This window comes from Vulcanisaeta distributa JCM 11216, assembly GCF_001315985.1.
In the GTDB taxonomy this organism is placed as follows: Archaea; Thermoproteota; Thermoprotei; order Thermoproteales; family Thermocladiaceae; genus Vulcanisaeta; species Vulcanisaeta distributa_E.
Genome location: NZ_BBBI01000006.1, coordinates 42,220 through 58,645, shown reverse-complemented (window position 1 = coordinate 58,645; position 16,426 = coordinate 42,220). Strand labels below are relative to the sequence as shown.

The window sequence follows — 16,426 nt, the reverse complement described above, 5'->3', positions numbered from 1 at the left end:
TTGCATTAATACTAAAGTCATGGTTAATTACCCAATTATTGACTTACATGAAGACATAGCGTATCACCTAATGGGCTCAGGGAGACTCGAGGAGGAATTTCAGGACTTTGATGTTGACGTGCCCGACAGGCAATCGGACATACCTAAGCTCATTAGAGGGAATGTTAAGGTGGTCTTCAGCGCCGTGTTCCCAATACATGATACGTATAACCCAATGATTGGCGAAAGGATATCCTCAGGCTACGGAACACGTTCAATAAAGTCCTACACACCAGCGGCATCCAAGTTAATAGGCCTTGAAATGATCAAGATCTACCTAATACTGGCAAAGAGATTCGGTAATAGGCTTAGGATCATTGAGAATTATTCCGACATTGAGCAGGTGATGAATAGCGACCTAATAGGGCTCTTAATCTCTCTTGAGGGTGCTGACGTGCTTGATGACATATACGACTTATTACTGCTTCACAGACTCGGCGTTAGGGCCTTGGGCATTACCTGGAACTTTGACAATAGGTACGGCGCATCATGCTTCACGAGGAAGGACTACGGATTAACGGCAGACGGTGAAGAATTAGTCAAATTGGCCAACGAACTCGGCATAATAATCGACTTGAGCCACGCCAGCCGTAATACCATGATCGATGTATTAAATACTTCCAAGAAGCCCGTCGTAATTAGCCACGCGAATGTCCAGGGTGTTCATAAGCACCTGAGGAATATCGATGATGAAGTGCTGGAACTCCTCGTCAGGAATCATGGCGTGATTGGTGTAACGATGATACCATCAACGATAGGGCCAAGGCCAAACACGGATTCGCTGGTTAGGCATGTACTTTATATACGCGAGAGGTTTGGGCCTGACATAATAGCCATTGGGACGGACTTCCTGGGAATCGAGAAAACCCCCCGAGGACTTAACTAACATTGGCGAGATCGCGAAATTCCTAAATAAATTGGCTGAGTATGGAATGAGCGATAGCGACATTAGGAAGATAGCCTTTGAAAACGCCCTTAGGGTCCTTAGGAATAATCTCTCGTGAATTTTAAATCCCCCCCTTAGTAACTAAGTACTTTAATCATGGCTTGGGCCCGTGGTCTCTTGACCGCTTGTCTGCGATGTTACGAATTGAATGTACTGAAGTCTATTCTTCTCATACTCATCGACTGGTATTGGCTTAAGCTTCGAGAGTATTTGTGGTAATGTCGTGTACTCCATCTCCTCAGGCGGCAGTCTATGCGGCATTACAGGCCCCATCCTCCTTATGTAATCCGTTATCTGAGCAGCCAACTGCCTACTATAGTCAAAGGCTGGGTCATCAAATAAGTCCACGGGGGCCCTCCAGGTAACCATCATGCAGCTGGAAGCCGAGGGCTATGACCTTTGGTGGTCCATCGAACCTAGTCATCTTTGGGCCAAGGGCTATCTTCCTCTCCTGATCAATACTCACCATCTTTGCGGGCATTAATGGACCAACATGGCTACCCCCCCTCATCCAACCCTCAACCAGGTGTGGGTAGGCAAAGGCCTCGAGTACCTCACCAACCGCTGGTAAGCCATGCTGAGCCCTGACTATGGCCACCGGGTCGTCCTTACCAACATAGCGGCCGGCGATTAAGTTCAGCCTCTCAACACTCGTCACCGAGGCCTGCACCAGGTCAGACTTCCTGTAAATCCTCCTTATTATGTACCTGCCCGGTGTGCCTATTAGGCCGAGTATGTCGTAACTATTCTCAGGAGCGTCAAGCAGGTAGACCTTACCCTCATATACATCCAGTATCTCAAACCTAAACCCCCCCTGGTGCATTGCCGGGTCTATGACTAGGCCGGCCGTGTTGAACGGGTCGGCGAATATCCTATAGAATGGTAAGTTGAAGGCTCCGGGCTCCGTCTTATCCGCGGCAAACACCACAAGCGGTTCACTGGGTCTCTCCTCAAACTCCATCTCAGCAACCTGTGGGCCTAATCCCCCCCTAATGTTCCCGCTGAATGTATCCTTAAGCAGGTCCTGACCAGCGCCATAAAGCTTAACCTTCTTTGCAATGTTCTCCGTGGCCTCCTTGAATATTGACCAGGCAAGGCCATGGATGTCCGGGTTATTCTCACCCTTAGTGTGTGTCATAAGTAGTGACATGTCATCACCGACATTATAAACAAAGTAATCAATAAGCAAGCCGCTCCTCTGCTCCTCCCTCAGTCTTTCAGCAGCAAATTCAAGTATCTTGGGATGTACCCACGCATGTCCTGGTAAGCCACCTATGTCGGCCTTTATTATTGAGACCGTAACCTTCATTGGTAAGTATTGCTTCATCAATGTATTAATACTTTACCCTTATAACGTTTATATTTCTAATAATTATTTAAATAAAATAAAAGCAGGTATAAGAAATATTGACTTATTGACAAAAATAAATCACTAACCTAAGAACTAGCCTTCTCTAGGTATTTAAAGACAACCCCCCCTGCTATTGCACGGGCTAATGGCGGTGTACGGCCTCGCCAATTTGGTTAAATTGAGAGTCTTTCGGCCCAAAGAACACGTGATTGTCGGGAAAGCCCATAAGCCTAGCCTGTTCCCTAACCGTCAATACCCTATCCTCGAATGGATGCACAAAACGCACACTACCCATGACCGTTGGCGCGGGCTTCCATGGATTAAGCCTCACGAAGTTCCTAAACGACCCTGTGGCGCCCCCCCTGAACCTATAAAGGGCATCATCCCAGCCAAGCTTGCTATGCCCTTAATTTTCCTATCACTAACGGTCACATACTCATGATTAGGTATCCTAGGGTCACCGGGTTCGGGTAAATCACCAATGGCATCCCACACGGTCAACACCCCCCCACCCACCCTCTCAGGCCTTATGGTATATTACTAATGAAGACCCTACGCCTAACACTCGGCGTTCCATAATCCTCAGCATGAAGCACATTGAAGTAAATCTCCTCATAGCCAACCCTGGCGAACTCATTGATTAAGGCATCCCTCAATGGGCCATCCATTATGTGAACCACATTCTCAAGAACAAAGACCCTAGGCCTCAACTCACCAACGAGCCTAATGAATTCGAGGGTCAGCCTACCAAGTTCATCAACATAAAGCCTATCAAGTGGGTCCTCAGCCCTCCTTGGATTAGTCTCAGTAAATGCCTCGCAAGGACTACCGCCAATTACCACGTCAGGCCTACCACCAATGTACTTAATAATATCCTCACCCCCCCTAACATTCCTAACATCATCAACGAGCATCACAGCCTCCGGGAAGTTAAAACTATACGTTCGTGCAGCATTAACATCAATCTCGGCACCAAGGGCTACGTCAAAGCCTGCATCTCTAAATCCCCTACTAAATCCTCCAGCACCCGCGAATAGGTCAACTACGGTATACCTCATCACTGAATTGCAGCTATAGCGCTACATTTTATTTAACCCTAATCCTCCTCCTGCTCACTCTCAGTCTCGTAAAGATTATCAAGGAGCTGCTTAACGTAGTCCTCCTTAAGCTCCTTCTCCTCCTCGCCAGGCTCCTTCTCCTCATAACTCTCCACAATAACCGCGCCCTTCTTCTCAACACTCTTCTTATCAACGTAGGACTTGGCATCACTACTCTTCATCTCTTCCTCATAACCACACCTCTGACACCTGAGGTAAACCTTCCCCCCCTCCCTCTTCACGGGAACCATCAAACCCCCCCACATCTGGGACAAAACCTCATTGCGAATTAACGTAGACAAAGAACTTACTTAAAAACCTTATGACCACCTTAACCAGGAATTACATAGTAATGGAATAACGCATCATAGCTAATGCCTGGGAAAGCAAAATAAAAGGTTGACCTATGCTTAGTTCGTGAGCGAGAACCGGATAACAGTGAATGGAAGGTCGGTGAGGTATTTGGTGCATGGTGAGGGTAAACCCATGGTCATGGTCCACGGATTCAGCTTCAGCGCTGATGATTGGATTAATTGCTGCGGCAATAACTTCGAAGGTCTTAAAATATATGCAATTGATATGCCGTATGGCCCTAAATCGAGGAGCGACCACTTCATGCCGAGGAATGATGATGACTACGCCAACCATCTCTACGCAATCGTTAAGGCCTTAAACATTGAGAACCCCATACTTATTGGGGGGGCCAGTTTAGGTGGTGAGACGGTCCTTAGGTACTTGGCACTCAATTACCCGGCAACCGCGGGTATTGTGGTTGGGCCTGTCAGGGTGCCAAGCATTAACCTGTCCAGGATTAAGGTACCTGTAATGGGCATTTGGGGGTAGTAATGACAGGGTCTCGGGTAGGGAGAACATGGAGGCCATGAGGAGGGCTGGCTTTAGGGTTGAGGTCATCAATGACGCCGGTCACCCAGCCTATTTGGATAGGCCCAGGGAGTTCGTGAAGCTTGTGCTCGATTTCCTAAGGTCCATCAACGCCGTTTAGTATTATATTCATGTATTACCTACGTAATAATACTTATTATAAGGCATAGCGTAATTTATTTCCGTAACCATTAAAGATAACGTGGATAGGGTTGACCTGGCTTACGTAGTTGGTGTTGTGCTTGGTAAGGAGGACGTTGATGGCATTAGGGTTGCGTATGCCACGTACACGAGCACCCTGGGCAAGTGGGTTAGGGACCCAGAGGGTGTTGTTCAGTACCTGGTGAATACTGGTAAGGCCAGGGTAGTCAGGAGTGGCCAGGGTAGGAGCGTGATATTGACGGATAGGGAAATGATGAGTAGGGTGAATAACCTATTAACGCCTAGGGAGGATGTTGATCCACTGACGCTGGTTATTGAGGGCACTAGGAAGTTGGCGAATCCACTGTCTGGCTATGCGGATATTGGTGATGTTATTAAGTACATAGAGGGTAGGTTAAACGCGACGACTAAGGAGGCCGAGGAACTATTGATCAAGGCCATAAGGTTTCATAGGGGGGGTAGGTTCGTGTTCGCGCATGGTGGTTCCCGCAGGTTGAAAATTGGTTCCTCATACTATGGCTTGATAAAGGTGGTGAGCGATGCAGAGACTCCTAGTACCCAGTAGGAGCTCCGGTGTGAGGCTTCTTGGGCCTTCGTGGAGGGCTGCCCGGGATAAAGTACTGAGTATGGTTCATGAGGATTACCAATTAATCACGATAATAGGCAGGGCAGGCGCTGGGAAGACGACGCTCCTGCTTAGTCTCGAGGGCATGGTTGACGGAGTCTTCATGTACGCAGACATGACCGAGGTTAGAGATAGGGACTTATCGGCCATTGTATACACGGTATTTACAGACAACATACGCAAGATACAGGAAATTCAGGAAAGGCTGAGAAGGATAGGTGCTAAGGGTTTGCTCAGGGCATTCGCCAAGGCAGGCATTGACGAAGTCCTTGAAAGCGCCAAATTAAGGCCCATGGAAACCCTGAAGCTACTAAATGATGCAGTGGGGGGGTTACTGGGCATGTCGCCACTGGTGATTGGGATTGACGAGGGCCTACTCAGTCAGGATGATTCAAGGGCCATGGACTTCATAAACGCAATACACGCGCTCAGGAATAACATGCAGGCATTACCATCAACCAGGATAGTAATAACGCTACTCCCTGACGTGGTTAACCTAATATCGAAAGTCGACACACCGCTATTCGACATACTGAGGTTAGGAGCAATAACGCTGCCCGACTACGTAACGAGGGAGGACCTAAAGGAGGTTATCCAGGAATATGGATTGAGTGAGACCGAGATGGGAAAGATCGAGGCGTTAGGCCCATTAACCATGAGACAGCTCATATGCCTAATGAACACGAAGATGGACGTAATAAAGTGCGGAATAGACACGGCAGGAGAAATATCAATAGAATGATATTTCCAGGTATTTATAAAACGTGGTTGATAACTCTGTTGGAGCCCCCCCGGCCGGGATTCGAACCCGGGACCTCCCGCTTACAAGGCTTGCACGGGGCTTTCGCCCCCCCAGGGCGCTCCGACCGGGCTGAGCTACCGGGGCGGGGATGTGTTTTCCTGAGGAATTTTAAGCTTTTTGTGATGGTTATTGAATGGTCTTCTTCGTGAGTTCCCTAGTCTTACTTATCAATGTCCTTATATCCCTAGCTGCAGACTCATCATCTGGGTATGGACTTAGTATGCCCTGTTTATCTGGCCCATTGTATTGGTACTCATGTAGCCATAGCGCCATGTTTGTGTATACGTCAACGTCACCGCCTATTACCTGAGCCACGGGTTTCAGTACCGTCGTCGGCATGACGGCTACGATCCAATAGGCCTTTTCAACCCTCGCCCTGAGTCCCCCCCTTAATTTCTTTGTGCCTGGGAATAACTTCCTTAACTCATTTATTTTATCCACGGCATATGCCGCCACTAGGGCCTTCCAGGTCTGGAATGCCTTGCCGGTGGCATTCCTTATGAGTCCCTGGTTTAGGAAGGACTCGGCGAGTTCGGCTTCGTACATCGCCTCCCTTAACCTGACCTCCCTGTACTTATTGAGGTCGAACCAGGGCTTGGGTAATTGCTCCAACATAAGGTTGTGCTTGTCCTCGCTTAAAAATGCTTAATCATCAATGATTATGGAATACTCATGGTGTTACGGTTTATTCACTATCCTTCTTTGCTGTGTCATTGGTACCCTTGTCCTGCTCCAGGACGTTGCTATTGCCACGCTATTAGGGCTAGGGATGCCCTGAAGGCCATGTGTAGGCTATTTACGAAGGGTAGCATTAGGCTTGGTGTTAGTGTTGATGATCCCACGAATATTTGGAAGGCGACACTCCTCGGTATCGCCATTGAGGAGACCACGATGGCTATTATGAAACTGAGCAGTATGCCTATATTACCAATCGTCCTGTTCGTGCCGGAGGCTATCCCATACATGTCCCTTGGGACGTCCAGCATCACCATCTTACCATTGGCCGCGAAGAACATGCCAGCCCCCCCAATGCCACTTATTGATGCGATTATTGTTATGTAGTAGAACGGCGTTGTCAACGTTAGTAACGTGTCATACAGTATGTAGCCACGGCCTGAAGCGTGAGGCCTATCGACGCTATCACCCTGGCGTCAGACTTATCCGCTAACCTACCACCGAGGGTCGCTGCTATTGAGCCTAGTAGGTAGCCGGGGACTAGCCATATGGACGCGTAGAACGGGTTTAGTCCCCCCCTGACTCCCTGTAAGTACATTATTAGCAGGAATAGTATTGCGTTGTTGGCCATGTACTGGAAGAAGTAGGAGAAGCTTGATAGCGTGAACATTTTGATCCTGAAGAGCCTTAGGCTTATTAATGGTGACTTCGCCCTGGTCTCTATGTAGATGAATATGGCAAATAGAACTAGCCCCAATAGCGTCATTAAACCCACGGCATTGTTATAACCAACGCGGCGTAGGTTATCCCAGCCATTGATAGGAGGCCGAGGGATAACCCGAGGGTTACTGCACCGTATATGTCAAAGTCCTGCTTAACCCTAACACCCCCCCTATCCCTTAGGTACATTAAGCCAATTATGAAGCTAAATATGGCTATTGGCACGTTTATGTAGAATATCCACCTCCAACCAATGAACGTGGTTATAATACCGCCAGCCAATATACCAGCCACCGCGCCCAGGTTCCAACCCATCGACGTTGTACCAAACACGAAACCCCCTCTCCTCTGGTCTAAAGTAATCACTGGCTATGGCCATGGTGTTGCTGGTCATTAATGACCCACCAAGCGCCTGTATTGTCCTAAATCCAATAAGCTCCATGGCGCTTGTCGATAAGCCGCATAACGCGCTGCCTATACCGAAGAGTATCATGCCGATATTAAACATTTTAGCCCTGCCCTTTAGGTCGCCGAGCTTTCCCAACTGTGTTGAGAATATTGTGACGGCGAGTATGTAGATTAGTATTACCCAAACTAGCGTGGACAAGTCGCTATGTAGCGCGGTTAGCATTACAGGTAATGCCAGGACAACGATTGTGCTATCCAACGCAGTCATGAACGTCGCCAAGGTTAGCAACACTAAGACTATGAATTGTGTCCTATCCATTAATTACATCGTTGCCTCAAGCCCCCCCTTTAAACTTTATACTGCAAAGTCCAAACTTAAAAATGAGCGCATTATCGGAATTGTATGACAACTATTAAGGACGTAGAAATATACCCAGTCAGTGACCTTGCCACGGCTAAGGCATCACCATGGGCCTCGGTCTCGATAATAGTTAGGGTCGTCACGAGTGATGGGCAGGTTGGTTATGGGGAGGCCGTGCCCACTCTCAGGGTTAACCAGGTCGTTAAAGCCATTGAGGAGGTTAGGAGGTTTATTATTGGTAAGGACCCATTCAGGATTGAGTACCTATTCAAGGAGTGGTATAAGCACGAGTTCTACATTAGTCGCTCGTTTGAGGCGGCTACGGCGTATAGTGCCATCGACATAGCACTACACGACCTACTGGGTAAGTACCTCGGCGCACCCATATATCAATTCCTTGGCGGCCTTGTTAATGAGAAGATTAGGGCTTACGCAAATGGTTGGTATAGCGACTGCGTAACACCTGACGACTTCGCAAGGAGGGCTAAGGAGGTTGTGTCCATGGGATTTAAGGCGATGAAGTTCGACCCATTCGGGCCGTATTTCGATCAAATGGATGAGGAGGGGGGGCTTGAGGAGGCTGTGGAGAGGGTTAGGGCTGTTAGGGAGGCTGTGGGTAAGTACGTGGATATATTGATAGAGACTCATGGCCGCTTTAACATAAATACGGCCGTTAAGATGGTTAAGGCCATGGAGCAGTTCGACCCATTGTTCATTGAGGAGCCGGTACACCCTGACCTGAACTTTGAGGGCCTCGCGAAGATAAAGGCTGTAGCACCTAGCGTTCGAATTGCGGTTGGTGAGAGGATAATCAGCGTTGAGGAGGCGCTACAGCTTCTGGAGAGGGGGGGTTTAGTGGATGTTCTTCAACCTGACATAACCAATGCCCTGGGCTTCACGGGTATGAGCAGGATCAAGGCCTTAACGGAGGCGTACGGAGTCGAGCTAGCGCCACACAATGCCTTCGGCCCTGTGCAGCATGCAGCGACTCTACAGTTTGATGCGAGTACATATAACCTGCTGATTCAGGAGAGCTTCTACGAATTTTGGCCCCCAGTGGAAGAGGGATATCATTAATAATTCCATTAAGCTTGAGGATGGTTATTACAGGGTGCCCAACAGGCCTGGCCTTGGCGTTGACGTTAATGAGAAGGTTCTCGCTGAGATGAGGTTTGAGGGTATGGAGCCATTCCATGAGGAGGAGCCCGTCTGGGTCATAAAGGGTACATGGAGGAGGTATAGGTAATCCCGAGTTATTGATTTAAACTAGGCATTAAGTCTTAATACCTATAATGCCGTACGATGTAGACGCCATAGTAAACCAACTCACGGATCTAGAGAAGAAGATATTGGCCCATATATATCACTACGGCCCAGACACACCCTGCTACTGGCCAGGAGGCTTCTTGGGGGGGCGGCTGGTTGGAGACCGATAGTGCCTGAGGATGAGGTTGAGAGGGCCGTTCAACACCTGGTTCAATTAGGCCTACTTCAGGAGTTTAGGGGGGGTTCGCTTAAGGGTAAGGTAACATCGTCAGTTAAGCCCTGGTTAAAGGTTAAGCAGCGTAATCCTGAGAGGCGTGGTAGGGGGGGCATTTACTATGACTTAACGAAGATGGGCAAGAAGGTGGCTGGTGAGGTTTGGAAAAACTATGTTAGGCCAAGTATTAAGAAGATACGTGGCAATGGGTCATAGGTAGGGCTTGTACCAGGGATCACTGAGGCTCGGTCTTGTGATGCTTGAGGCGTTCTTTACGAATTTCTCTCCGTTTTTGATGGCATTAATTAGCAGTTGTATGTCAAGTGGAAGACTCGGTCCAAAGTGTGCGAGGACATCGTTTGGCGTATGTATCGTTGGTTTATTTATCCAATTCGTTTCCTGCGGTCTATAATCCTTGGTTTTTCCCTCATAAATCACCAGTTGTGGGTTAACCCTATTAATCATACTTAAAACGCCATCCCTATTCGTGATAAGCTCAACACACTTAAGGCCATTAACATACTTAATACCAACCCTGTTGAGCGCTGATGCTATGTATGATGCCTCACAGGGTATTACGTAATCACCTAGGGATAGAACAACCATTACGTTCTCCACATCGATGGAGTACCTCAGTAGGTCCATGTATACGCCCATTGCTCTCTGCGCTTCATCATCCAGGTCAAGCAATTTACCCACCATTTCAAAGGAGCTCATAACGGCGTTTAAATTCACGGGCATTGGAACTGCAAGTACGGGAGCAATACTACTTAATGGCTCAACCATCTGCCTTTGGACCGGGTATGAGAGTATTACTAGGTCGGGATTTAACTTCTTTATTGTCTCGATATCGGCCGATATGAATGACCCAATCTTGGCAGTCTTCATAGCTCCCTGGGTCTGTAACTCCAAACGTCAGTGCCAACTACCCTATTACCTGCGCCTATTATGAATAGGAACTCGGTTATTGATGGGTTGAGACTTACTATCCTACGTGGAACACCATCTAACGCCCTTGTTAGTAACACAGGCCTTAATAATGCATTAAAAATTTTTAGTTTAATGTTTGGGTCTCTATTGATGATGAACCAGGACTTATATGAACTGTGATTGGGTCTTCTCGCCCCTGATCATCAGCTGGCTCATAATTAATCATCAGTCATTGACTTAGCCATCATCATTAAGTAACTGTTTAAGGGAAAGGTTTATTAGCTCTTTTGGCTTTCCGTGGCTTGATAATGTCGTTTGACAAAGTAAGCAAATCGATAAAGGAACCCAATCAATTAATTACTCCATATCATGAAAGTACCAATTATTTAAGAAAGTTACTCGTCAAAATACCGAAATTAAATGCAAGCACTAAGGTAGTGTTTTGCCGATGGCTTAGGTATGGCTTCATAGAGGGTGTACAGGCAGAGGTCTTGCCAATAGGTACTGTGATACTCACTGATTGGTCATCTGAGGTCGATTCAGTGATTCACGAGCTTCTAGATAATGAAATAGCGACTCAGGTGGGTAATGGATATGTGGAAATACCATTTATGATGACAGCGGCCGACCAACTTGATTTAAGCTTGGTCTGTGATGGCGATGATTATTCATTAATTAATGATGGCGAAGTTATTTATCCAAGTCCATTAATTATGAAGGTGCCGCATACTAAGGAGGTTGTTGAGGAACCTTATGATGATTTAACGCGGTCTGTAGCCTCAATGATTAGGAAATTTAATTATTACTTAAGCGGAAAGATTATTCATGTCGGTATTAATGTTAAGTCCATTGGTATGATGAGTACCATAGTATTTAGACACCCGATAGATATCCTCGTGGTAACGGACAATCATTATTCAATTGCCCATAGAGTGCTTGACCCAAATAAGACGGTTCATAGGGGCTTATCGGCATTAGAGGGTTATTTAATGGATGGTGTTGATTACGCAGTGCTTGTTCATAAGTATACGCATTACGAGGCTCACGTGGAAACATTTAATAAAATAATAAATAGGCAATACATAATGGATTCCGGCTTTGTCCTGGTTCCTAATGATTTTGATTATATGATATTCCTTAAGTGGCCCAGGGCAAATTCATTGATGAGAAAATCACAGAGCGTAGTGAGCAAACACTCATTGATCAACAGCGCCCTTACTTTCATGATCAATGCCCGTTAAACATTTATTCTTCACATTATATGGCTAGCCAATGTCCCTAGTGTGGGTTTATCACGGTAATGAGTATAGGAGGGCATCAGACCTGGACCCTAATCAGGTAATGCTTATGATAGGTAATGGATGCGATGGCGTGGGTCAATTAATTAACTACGTAATTAACAACGTGCTTTCCACAGGTAATTACAGAAACGTAACTGCAAGAATCTATAGGGGTAATGATGAATATTTGGTGCACTTTCTCATAAATCTAGCGAACAGTTCCGAAGAAGTCATGATTTTAGTATCGAAAAACCCAGCTGATACATTGTTCAATTACTATACACTAGTATCTTCAGAGAATATTATTGAATGCAATTACGTAAAATAATGAATTAATTATTTAATTTAGGCCTTAATTTTGATAAATATTATATATAAAATCATTATATCATTAAATAATAGGCATAAAAGGCAATATTTATTAATTTAAGCCTTATTAATTATCCTGATGTCTACGGTATCCTATGGGAAGTTTACCATTGAAATACCAGTAAAGGTTAAGTTATTTATAGACGGTGAGGAAGTACCCTCAAGCAAGGGCAGGACATTCACCAGGGAAAACCCTGCCAGGTTTGACCAAACAATTGCCATAATTGAGGAGGCCTCCACAGACGACCTCAACAGGGCTGTTGACCTGGCTAGGGAGGTATTTGATAAGGATAAGTATGGTTGGGTCACGAACTATAGACAGAGGGTCAGGGTCCTATACAAGACCGCTGAGATAATTAGGGAGGAGGTCGATAGGATTGCGGTCACGGTAGCCCTTGAGAATGGAATGCCAATTAGGCAGGCCAGGGCTCACGTGCTTGCCTCAGCCGAAATCTTCGAATTCTACGCAGGCCTTGCAGATAAGGTCTATGGTGACTCCATTGTTCTCAGTAATGGTAATGTATCGCTAATATTTAAGGAACCCGTTGGAGTTGTCGCTGCCGTATCGCCGTGGAACTTCCCAATGACCCAAGCGGCTAGGAAGATAGCGCCTGCCTTGGCCGCGGGTTGTACCGTTGTTTGGAAACCAGCCAGTTACACTCCAATGAGTGCTATGGAGATTTATAGGGCATTGGCTAAGGCTGGTCTTCCCAAGGGTGTTGTTAATGTGATCTATGGGCCTGGAGCCACGGTTGGGAATGAATTAGTTAGGCATCCAAAGATTGACTATGTCAGCTTCACGGGCGAGACTACGACGGGTAAATTAATAATGCAGCAGGCGGCGGCTGGCATTAAGAGGATTGGGCTTGAGCTCGGTGGTAAGAACCCAGGTATTGTGTTTGATGATGCTAATATTGAGGAGGCCGTTAGGGCGATTGTGTTTGGCGGCCTTAGGAATACTGGGCAGGCCTGTGGTGCGATTAGTAGGGTCCTTGTTCATGAGAGTGTTCATGAGAAGCTTGTCAATAGGTTGGCCGAGGTCGCCAAGGGCCTTGTCATTGGTTATCCACTTGATGATAACACGGACATGGGACCACTGGTGTCCAAGGCTCAGGAGGAGAAGGTACTCGGTTACATAGACTTTGGCAAGAAGGCTGGATTTAAGGTGGCGCTTGATGGAGGTAAACTAAGCGGTGGCATCTATGACAAGGGATACTTCGTAAGCCCAGTGATCTTTGATGATGTCGATCCAAAGAGCAGGCTCGCGCAGGAGGAGATATTTGGGCCGGTCATTGCGGTCATACCATTTAGAACAGAGCAGGAGGCTATCGAGATAGCTAATAACGTGATTTACGGACTCACGGCATCCATATTCACCAAGGACCCAGCAAAAGCCCTCAGGGTGGCCAGAAAGCTCCAGGCGGGTACTGTGTGGATCAACGATGCCTATACACAACCAACAGAGGGCATCTGGGGCGGATACAAGCAGTCCGGTATTGGACGTGAATTGGGTCTCTACGGCCTTGAGGAGTTCCTAGAGATTAAGCAGGTGTATGTCGATACCACGGGCAGCCTCGATAGGCCGCACTGGAGGACTGTGATGAAAATAGATAGGTTATGATCGGTGTCTCGTTTTAAATTATAAAATACTTATTTTATATTTTCATTTATTTATTGAATAAATTTTATAATACTACCCATTAAATGATCAGTAAAGTTTTTAAGCCGAAGCTACTAATGTGGGAATGTGTTGAATGTTGATGTCGAGTTTGGGGGGGATGATGTTAAGGAGTTGATTAGGAATATGAAGGAGAAATACGGTGATATTATCATAATCCTTGGGCACGGCTGTTGCTCACCAACGGAGCCACAGATATATAGGGCTAGTGATTTCATTGTTGGTAGTGATTATATCGAGGTTGGTAGGGTTGATGGTGTGCCATTTTACATAGAGCGTAACTTAGCCGAGTCCTACAATGGATGGATACTCACGCTTAAGGTTGAGCCGCTTAATGGGGGGCTGTTGATGATTCATTCTCACTTGATGTGCTTGAGGGTGTAAGGTTGAGACTTGGTTTTAAGGCTATGAAGGTCTCATTATCAAAGAACCTAAGTATGGAGTTTCCCCAATAATGGACTAAGTTATTGAGAAGGGTTAAGAGTTATTAGGATTTTAATACAAGGTACTTATTGTAATGATTGATTTTGAGTCAGCAAGGAGAAGACTGATTAACATGCTCAGGGACGAGGGGGGGATAATTAAGAGTGATAGAGTTGAGAGGGCCTTGCTTAGTGTATCCCGTGAAGAATTCCTACCAAATTACCTAAGGCTTTACGCATATGAGGATACACCGCTCGAGGTCATGTATGGCCAAACAATATCGGCACCGCACATGGTCGCCATGATGTGCGAATTACTTGACCTCAAGCCTGGGCTTAAGGTCCTTGAGGTTGGCACCGGTACCGGCTATCACGCGGCCGTGTGCGCCGAGGCTATGGAGAGAAGAGGCGCGATATACACGATCGAGTATTACCCAGGGCTTGCCCTTTACGCTACTCAGAACTTGGCTAGGCTGGGTTACCTGGGCGTTGTTCATGTGTTCGTTGGCGATGGGTCGAAGGGTCTTCCTAAATATGCGCCGTTTGATAGGATATTGGTTACCGCCGCTGCCCCCCCTAAAGTACCGCCCAAGTTGTTTGAGCAGTTATCTAGTGATGGTATAATGGTTATACCAATTGAGGAGAGGTTCACCCAGGTGCTCTATGTGGTTACTAAGGAGGATGGTGTGCCTCACATGAGGCCTGTGACCTACGTATCCTTCGTTAAGATGAGGTATAGCGAGGAATAATGCTTTTAATCCGATATTGAAAAATGAATTAACGTGATAAAATTAAGCAGTGGTAGGAAAAGGTTGATATTATTTACGACATCCCTGGCCGCCTTTCAAACGCCATATAACTCAACAGTGCTTTCCTTCATAACGCCAGTATTGGGTAAGTACTTCCATGCGCCATTGGATGTTTTGATTTACGTACCAATAATATACCTAATACCATTACCAACACTAATGATAACCCTCGGCAGGTTAAGCGACATCTACGGTAGGGTCAGGATGTTTCGCATAGGCTTCATACTATTCCTAATAGGCTCAATACTTGGCTCAGCAGCGCCCAACATTTACGTATTAATAATCGCATCGTTAATGATGGGTTTCGGTTCATCAATACTATCGCCGGGCTCCGCAGCCATTGTAAGCCAGGTATTTCCCGAGGGCGAGCGTGGATTCGCCCTTGGCATAAACGCGATGGCGGTTTACCTAGCTTAACCTCGGCTCCATTCTTTGGCGGATTAATAACCAGTTCCTTGGCTGGAGGTTTGTCCTAGTAATAACGACAATATTAACAGTGATTGGCCTGGTAATATCCTGGTTCTCGATGGAGGGTATTGAACTACCCAGGCGTACTGTGAGGGTTGATTACCTGGGTGCCCTTACCTTCACCTTGGCTATTTTATCCATTGTTATGTACCTAATATTGTCAGCAGTAAGTGGGTGGTTATACTACATATACCTACTAATTATTGGCGTTGCATCCCTTGCGGCATTCATAGTGATTGAGAGAAGGGTCGTAAACCCAATGCTCGACCTCAATCTATTCACCCGAAATGTTTCGTTTATGGCTGGAAACGTAACCGCACTGCTTAATTATATTAGTACGTACTCGGTACCATTCCTATTCTCACTATACCTACAGGTCGTCCTTGGCTATAACCCATTCATTGCTGGGTTGATCCTGGTCTCGGAGCCTGTATTCATGGCTGCATTATCGCCAGTCAGCGGTAAACTCTCTGACAGGTATGGCTCTAGGGAGATAGCGGCATTAGGCATGGGCTTGATAGGCCTAGCTTCGTAATGCTCCTACTACTGAACATTAAATACGCCATTTATATAGCCGTCTCCCTAATGATCCTGGGGATAGGCTTCGGCTTCTTCTCAGCACCAAACACAAACTCGGTAATGGGCTCCGTCACCCCCCTGATAAGTACGGAGTTGCCTCCGGCGTTTTAGGCACAATGCGCTTTATGGGCCAGTTACTGAGTATTACCGTGGCCAGCGCGATACTGGTTAGTTACCTGGGTAGGTACGCAAGTCTTTACTTATTCACGGGCATAATGATGGGTAATATTACGGTGTATCAATCATTCATTACGGGATTAAGGGTAGTACTGGTAATATCAGCTGTGCTAAGTTTCATTGGCGTTTACACATCGTTATTACGTGAGAAATAAAACCACGGTCT

Annotated in this window: 25 protein-coding genes, 1 tRNA gene and 2 pseudogenes; 17 read left to right on the top strand and 11 right to left on the bottom strand. The window is 46.5% G+C overall.

Annotation, left to right across the window (positions count from 1 at the left end; all coding sequences use genetic code 11):
• Window positions 1–19 precede the first annotated feature (19 nt).
• Both JCM11216_RS06415 and JCM11216_RS17270 read left to right on the top strand, forming a co-directional pair.
• The gene (locus tag JCM11216_RS06415; RefSeq protein ID WP_243675527.1) at window positions 20–925 is read left to right on the top strand and encodes a membrane dipeptidase; all 906 of its coding nucleotides are present in this window, start codon (window positions 20–22) and stop codon (window positions 923–925) included.
• Window positions 876–1,043, top strand: a complete 168-nt coding sequence (locus JCM11216_RS17270; protein WP_243675526.1) for a membrane dipeptidase — start codon at window positions 876–878, stop codon at window positions 1,041–1,043. Before JCM11216_RS06415 ends, JCM11216_RS17270 begins: the two co-directional genes overlap by 50 nt.
• Before the next feature lie 32 nt (window positions 1,044–1,075).
• Here JCM11216_RS17270 and JCM11216_RS06410 read toward each other — a convergent pair.
• From JCM11216_RS06410 to JCM11216_RS06400, 3 genes and pseudogenes are all read right to left on the bottom strand, one after another.
• A pseudogene (locus JCM11216_RS06410) lies at window positions 1,076–2,294 on the bottom strand (fructose-1,6-bisphosphatase).
• A gap of 128 nt (window positions 2,295–2,422) precedes the next feature.
• Window positions 2,423–3,394 (bottom strand): annotated as a pseudogene (locus tag JCM11216_RS06405) (DNA cytosine methyltransferase).
• 38 nt (window positions 3,395–3,432) lie between these two features.
• Window positions 3,433–3,735: a DNA-directed RNA polymerase subunit M gene (locus tag JCM11216_RS06400; RefSeq protein WP_243675524.1), complete on the bottom strand. Its 303-nt coding sequence runs from the start codon at window positions 3,733–3,735 to the stop codon at window positions 3,433–3,435.
• A gap of 115 nt (window positions 3,736–3,850) precedes the next feature.
• On the opposite strand from JCM11216_RS06400, the gene JCM11216_RS06395 reads away from it, so the two are divergent.
• The 3 genes from JCM11216_RS06395 to JCM11216_RS06385 all read left to right on the top strand — a co-directional run bounded on the left by JCM11216_RS06395 (window position 3,851) and on the right by JCM11216_RS06385 (window position 5,844).
• On the top strand, window positions 3,851–4,276 hold the full coding sequence (locus tag JCM11216_RS06395) for an alpha/beta hydrolase (RefSeq protein ID WP_243675522.1): 426 nt from the start codon (window positions 3,851–3,853) through the stop codon (window positions 4,274–4,276).
• A gap of 241 nt (window positions 4,277–4,517) precedes the next feature.
• Entirely contained in the window at window positions 4,518–5,042 is a 525-nt protein-coding gene (locus tag JCM11216_RS06390; RefSeq protein ID WP_054853663.1) for a hypothetical protein, read from the top strand.
• Entirely contained in the window at window positions 5,017–5,844 is an 828-nt protein-coding gene (locus JCM11216_RS06385) for a hypothetical protein (protein WP_054853662.1), read from the top strand. Before JCM11216_RS06390 ends, JCM11216_RS06385 begins: the two co-directional genes overlap by 26 nt.
• 39 nt (window positions 5,845–5,883) lie before the next feature.
• Here the strand turns inward: JCM11216_RS06385 and JCM11216_RS17265 are convergent.
• The 6 genes from JCM11216_RS17265 to JCM11216_RS17245 form a co-directional block, all read right to left on the bottom strand.
• Window positions 5,884–5,988, bottom strand: a tRNA-OTHER gene (locus tag JCM11216_RS17265).
• Between the two features lie 42 nt (window positions 5,989–6,030).
• Complete coding sequence (locus tag JCM11216_RS06380) at window positions 6,031–6,516, bottom strand: PaREP1 family protein (protein WP_054853745.1); 486 nt, start codon at window positions 6,514–6,516, stop codon at window positions 6,031–6,033.
• Between the two features lie 131 nt (window positions 6,517–6,647).
• Window positions 6,648–6,983 carry a hypothetical protein gene (locus JCM11216_RS17260; RefSeq protein WP_243675520.1) on the bottom strand — a complete coding sequence of 112 codons (336 nt, stop codon included), beginning with the start codon at window positions 6,981–6,983 and terminating at the stop codon, window positions 6,648–6,650.
• Window positions 6,984–6,985: 2 nt separating this feature from the next.
• Entirely contained in the window at window positions 6,986–7,345 is a 360-nt protein-coding gene (locus JCM11216_RS17255) for a hypothetical protein (RefSeq protein WP_243675519.1), read from the bottom strand.
• Window positions 7,345–7,614: a hypothetical protein gene (locus tag JCM11216_RS17250; RefSeq protein WP_243675518.1), complete on the bottom strand. Its 270-nt coding sequence runs from the start codon at window positions 7,612–7,614 to the stop codon at window positions 7,345–7,347. The genes JCM11216_RS17255 and JCM11216_RS17250 overlap by 1 nt, the downstream gene beginning before the upstream one ends.
• The gene (locus JCM11216_RS17245) at window positions 7,505–8,026 is read right to left on the bottom strand and encodes an MFS transporter (RefSeq protein ID WP_243675517.1); all 522 of its coding nucleotides are present in this window, start codon (window positions 8,024–8,026) and stop codon (window positions 7,505–7,507) included. The genes JCM11216_RS17250 and JCM11216_RS17245 overlap by 110 nt, the downstream gene beginning before the upstream one ends.
• Before the next feature lie 84 nt (window positions 8,027–8,110).
• Between JCM11216_RS17245 and JCM11216_RS06370 the strand changes: the two genes are divergently transcribed.
• The 3 genes from JCM11216_RS06370 to JCM11216_RS17235 all read left to right on the top strand — a co-directional run bounded on the left by JCM11216_RS06370 (window position 8,111) and on the right by JCM11216_RS17235 (window position 9,764).
• Window positions 8,111–9,145 carry a mandelate racemase/muconate lactonizing enzyme family protein gene (locus JCM11216_RS06370; protein WP_243675516.1) on the top strand — a complete coding sequence of 345 codons (1,035 nt, stop codon included), beginning with the start codon at window positions 8,111–8,113 and terminating at the stop codon, window positions 9,143–9,145.
• Window positions 9,146–9,360: 215 nt separating this feature from the next.
• Window positions 9,361–9,504, top strand: coding sequence for a hypothetical protein (locus JCM11216_RS17240; protein ID WP_243675514.1), 144 nt, complete (start codon window positions 9,361–9,363; stop codon window positions 9,502–9,504).
• A complete protein-coding gene (locus JCM11216_RS17235) occupies window positions 9,504–9,764 on the top strand; it encodes a hypothetical protein (RefSeq protein ID WP_243675512.1) in 261 nt (86 codons plus the stop codon). The genes JCM11216_RS17240 and JCM11216_RS17235 overlap by 1 nt, the downstream gene beginning before the upstream one ends.
• On the opposite strand, the gene JCM11216_RS06360 is transcribed toward JCM11216_RS17235, so the two are convergent.
• Window positions 9,759–10,436, bottom strand: coding sequence for an ABC transporter substrate-binding protein (locus JCM11216_RS06360; protein ID WP_243675510.1), 678 nt, complete (start codon window positions 10,434–10,436; stop codon window positions 9,759–9,761). The two genes, JCM11216_RS17235 and JCM11216_RS06360, sit on opposite strands and share 6 nt — an antisense overlap.
• Window positions 10,433–10,576 (bottom strand): hypothetical protein, encoded by a 144-nt coding sequence (locus JCM11216_RS17230; protein ID WP_243675508.1) that lies wholly within the window; start codon window positions 10,574–10,576, stop codon window positions 10,433–10,435. The genes JCM11216_RS06360 and JCM11216_RS17230 overlap by 4 nt, the downstream gene beginning before the upstream one ends.
• 210 nt (window positions 10,577–10,786) lie before the next feature.
• Here JCM11216_RS17230 and JCM11216_RS06355 point away from each other — a divergent pair, with 210 nt between their 5' ends.
• From JCM11216_RS06355 to JCM11216_RS17210, 9 genes are all read left to right on the top strand, one after another.
• Complete coding sequence (locus JCM11216_RS06355; RefSeq protein WP_054853661.1) at window positions 10,787–11,719, top strand: hypothetical protein; 933 nt, start codon at window positions 10,787–10,789, stop codon at window positions 11,717–11,719.
• 31 nt (window positions 11,720–11,750) lie between these two features.
• Entirely contained in the window at window positions 11,751–12,086 is a 336-nt protein-coding gene (locus JCM11216_RS06350) for a hypothetical protein (protein WP_054853660.1), read from the top strand.
• 120 nt (window positions 12,087–12,206) lie between these two features.
• Window positions 12,207–13,748: an aldehyde dehydrogenase family protein gene (locus JCM11216_RS06345; protein WP_054853659.1), complete on the top strand. Its 1,542-nt coding sequence runs from the start codon at window positions 12,207–12,209 to the stop codon at window positions 13,746–13,748.
• A 126-nt stretch (window positions 13,749–13,874) separates the two neighbouring features.
• Window positions 13,875–14,189, top strand: coding sequence for a DUF779 domain-containing protein (locus JCM11216_RS06340; protein ID WP_243675506.1), 315 nt, complete (start codon window positions 13,875–13,877; stop codon window positions 14,187–14,189).
• A 133-nt stretch (window positions 14,190–14,322) separates the two neighbouring features.
• Window positions 14,323–14,976: a protein-L-isoaspartate(D-aspartate) O-methyltransferase gene (locus tag JCM11216_RS06335; RefSeq protein WP_054853658.1), complete on the top strand. Its 654-nt coding sequence runs from the start codon at window positions 14,323–14,325 to the stop codon at window positions 14,974–14,976.
• A gap of 33 nt (window positions 14,977–15,009) precedes the next feature.
• Complete coding sequence (locus JCM11216_RS17225) at window positions 15,010–15,453, top strand: MFS transporter (RefSeq protein WP_243675504.1); 444 nt, start codon at window positions 15,010–15,012, stop codon at window positions 15,451–15,453.
• Between the two features lie 79 nt (window positions 15,454–15,532).
• Entirely contained in the window at window positions 15,533–16,039 is a 507-nt protein-coding gene (locus tag JCM11216_RS17220) for a hypothetical protein (protein ID WP_243675502.1), read from the top strand.
• Window positions 16,039–16,194, top strand: coding sequence for a hypothetical protein (locus tag JCM11216_RS17215; protein ID WP_243675501.1), 156 nt, complete (start codon window positions 16,039–16,041; stop codon window positions 16,192–16,194). Before JCM11216_RS17220 ends, JCM11216_RS17215 begins: the two co-directional genes overlap by 1 nt.
• Before the next feature lie 14 nt (window positions 16,195–16,208).
• Window positions 16,209–16,415: a hypothetical protein gene (locus tag JCM11216_RS17210; protein ID WP_243675499.1), complete on the top strand. Its 207-nt coding sequence runs from the start codon at window positions 16,209–16,211 to the stop codon at window positions 16,413–16,415.
• Window positions 16,416–16,426: the final 11 nt, after the last annotated feature.

Bases quoted from the DNA above. Each gene is read 5' to 3' on its own strand.
- JCM11216_RS17210 (WP_243675499.1), top strand. From the start codon at position 16,209: ATGGGCCAGTTACTGAGTATTACCGTGGCCAGCGCGATACTGGTTAGT.
- JCM11216_RS06335 (WP_054853658.1), top strand. From the start codon at position 14,323: ATGATTGATTTTGAGTCAGCAAGGAGAAGACTGATTAACATGCTCAGG.
- JCM11216_RS17245 (WP_243675517.1), bottom strand. From the start codon at position 8,026: ATGGATAGGACACAATTCATAGTCTTAGTGTTGCTAACCTTGGCGACG.
- JCM11216_RS17250 (WP_243675518.1), bottom strand. From the start codon at position 7,614: ATGGGTTGGAACCTGGGCGCGGTGGCTGGTATATTGGCTGGCGGTATT.
- JCM11216_RS17215 (WP_243675501.1), top strand. From the start codon at position 16,039: ATGCTCCTACTACTGAACATTAAATACGCCATTTATATAGCCGTCTCC.
- JCM11216_RS06415 (WP_243675527.1), top strand. From the start codon at position 20: ATGGTTAATTACCCAATTATTGACTTACATGAAGACATAGCGTATCAC.
- JCM11216_RS06370 (WP_243675516.1), top strand. From the start codon at position 8,111: ATGACAACTATTAAGGACGTAGAAATATACCCAGTCAGTGACCTTGCC.
- JCM11216_RS17255 (WP_243675519.1), bottom strand. From the start codon at position 7,345: ATGACGCTATTGGGGCTAGTTCTATTTGCCATATTCATCTACATAGAG.
- JCM11216_RS06360 (WP_243675510.1), bottom strand. From the start codon at position 10,436: ATGAAGACTGCCAAGATTGGGTCATTCATATCGGCCGATATCGAGACA.
- JCM11216_RS06355 (WP_054853661.1), top strand. From the start codon at position 10,787: ATGTCGTTTGACAAAGTAAGCAAATCGATAAAGGAACCCAATCAATTA.
- JCM11216_RS17240 (WP_243675514.1), top strand. From the start codon at position 9,361: ATGCCGTACGATGTAGACGCCATAGTAAACCAACTCACGGATCTAGAG.
- JCM11216_RS06385 (WP_054853662.1), top strand. From the start codon at position 5,017: ATGCAGAGACTCCTAGTACCCAGTAGGAGCTCCGGTGTGAGGCTTCTT.
- JCM11216_RS06345 (WP_054853659.1), top strand. From the start codon at position 12,207: ATGTCTACGGTATCCTATGGGAAGTTTACCATTGAAATACCAGTAAAG.
- JCM11216_RS06350 (WP_054853660.1), top strand. From the start codon at position 11,751: ATGTCCCTAGTGTGGGTTTATCACGGTAATGAGTATAGGAGGGCATCA.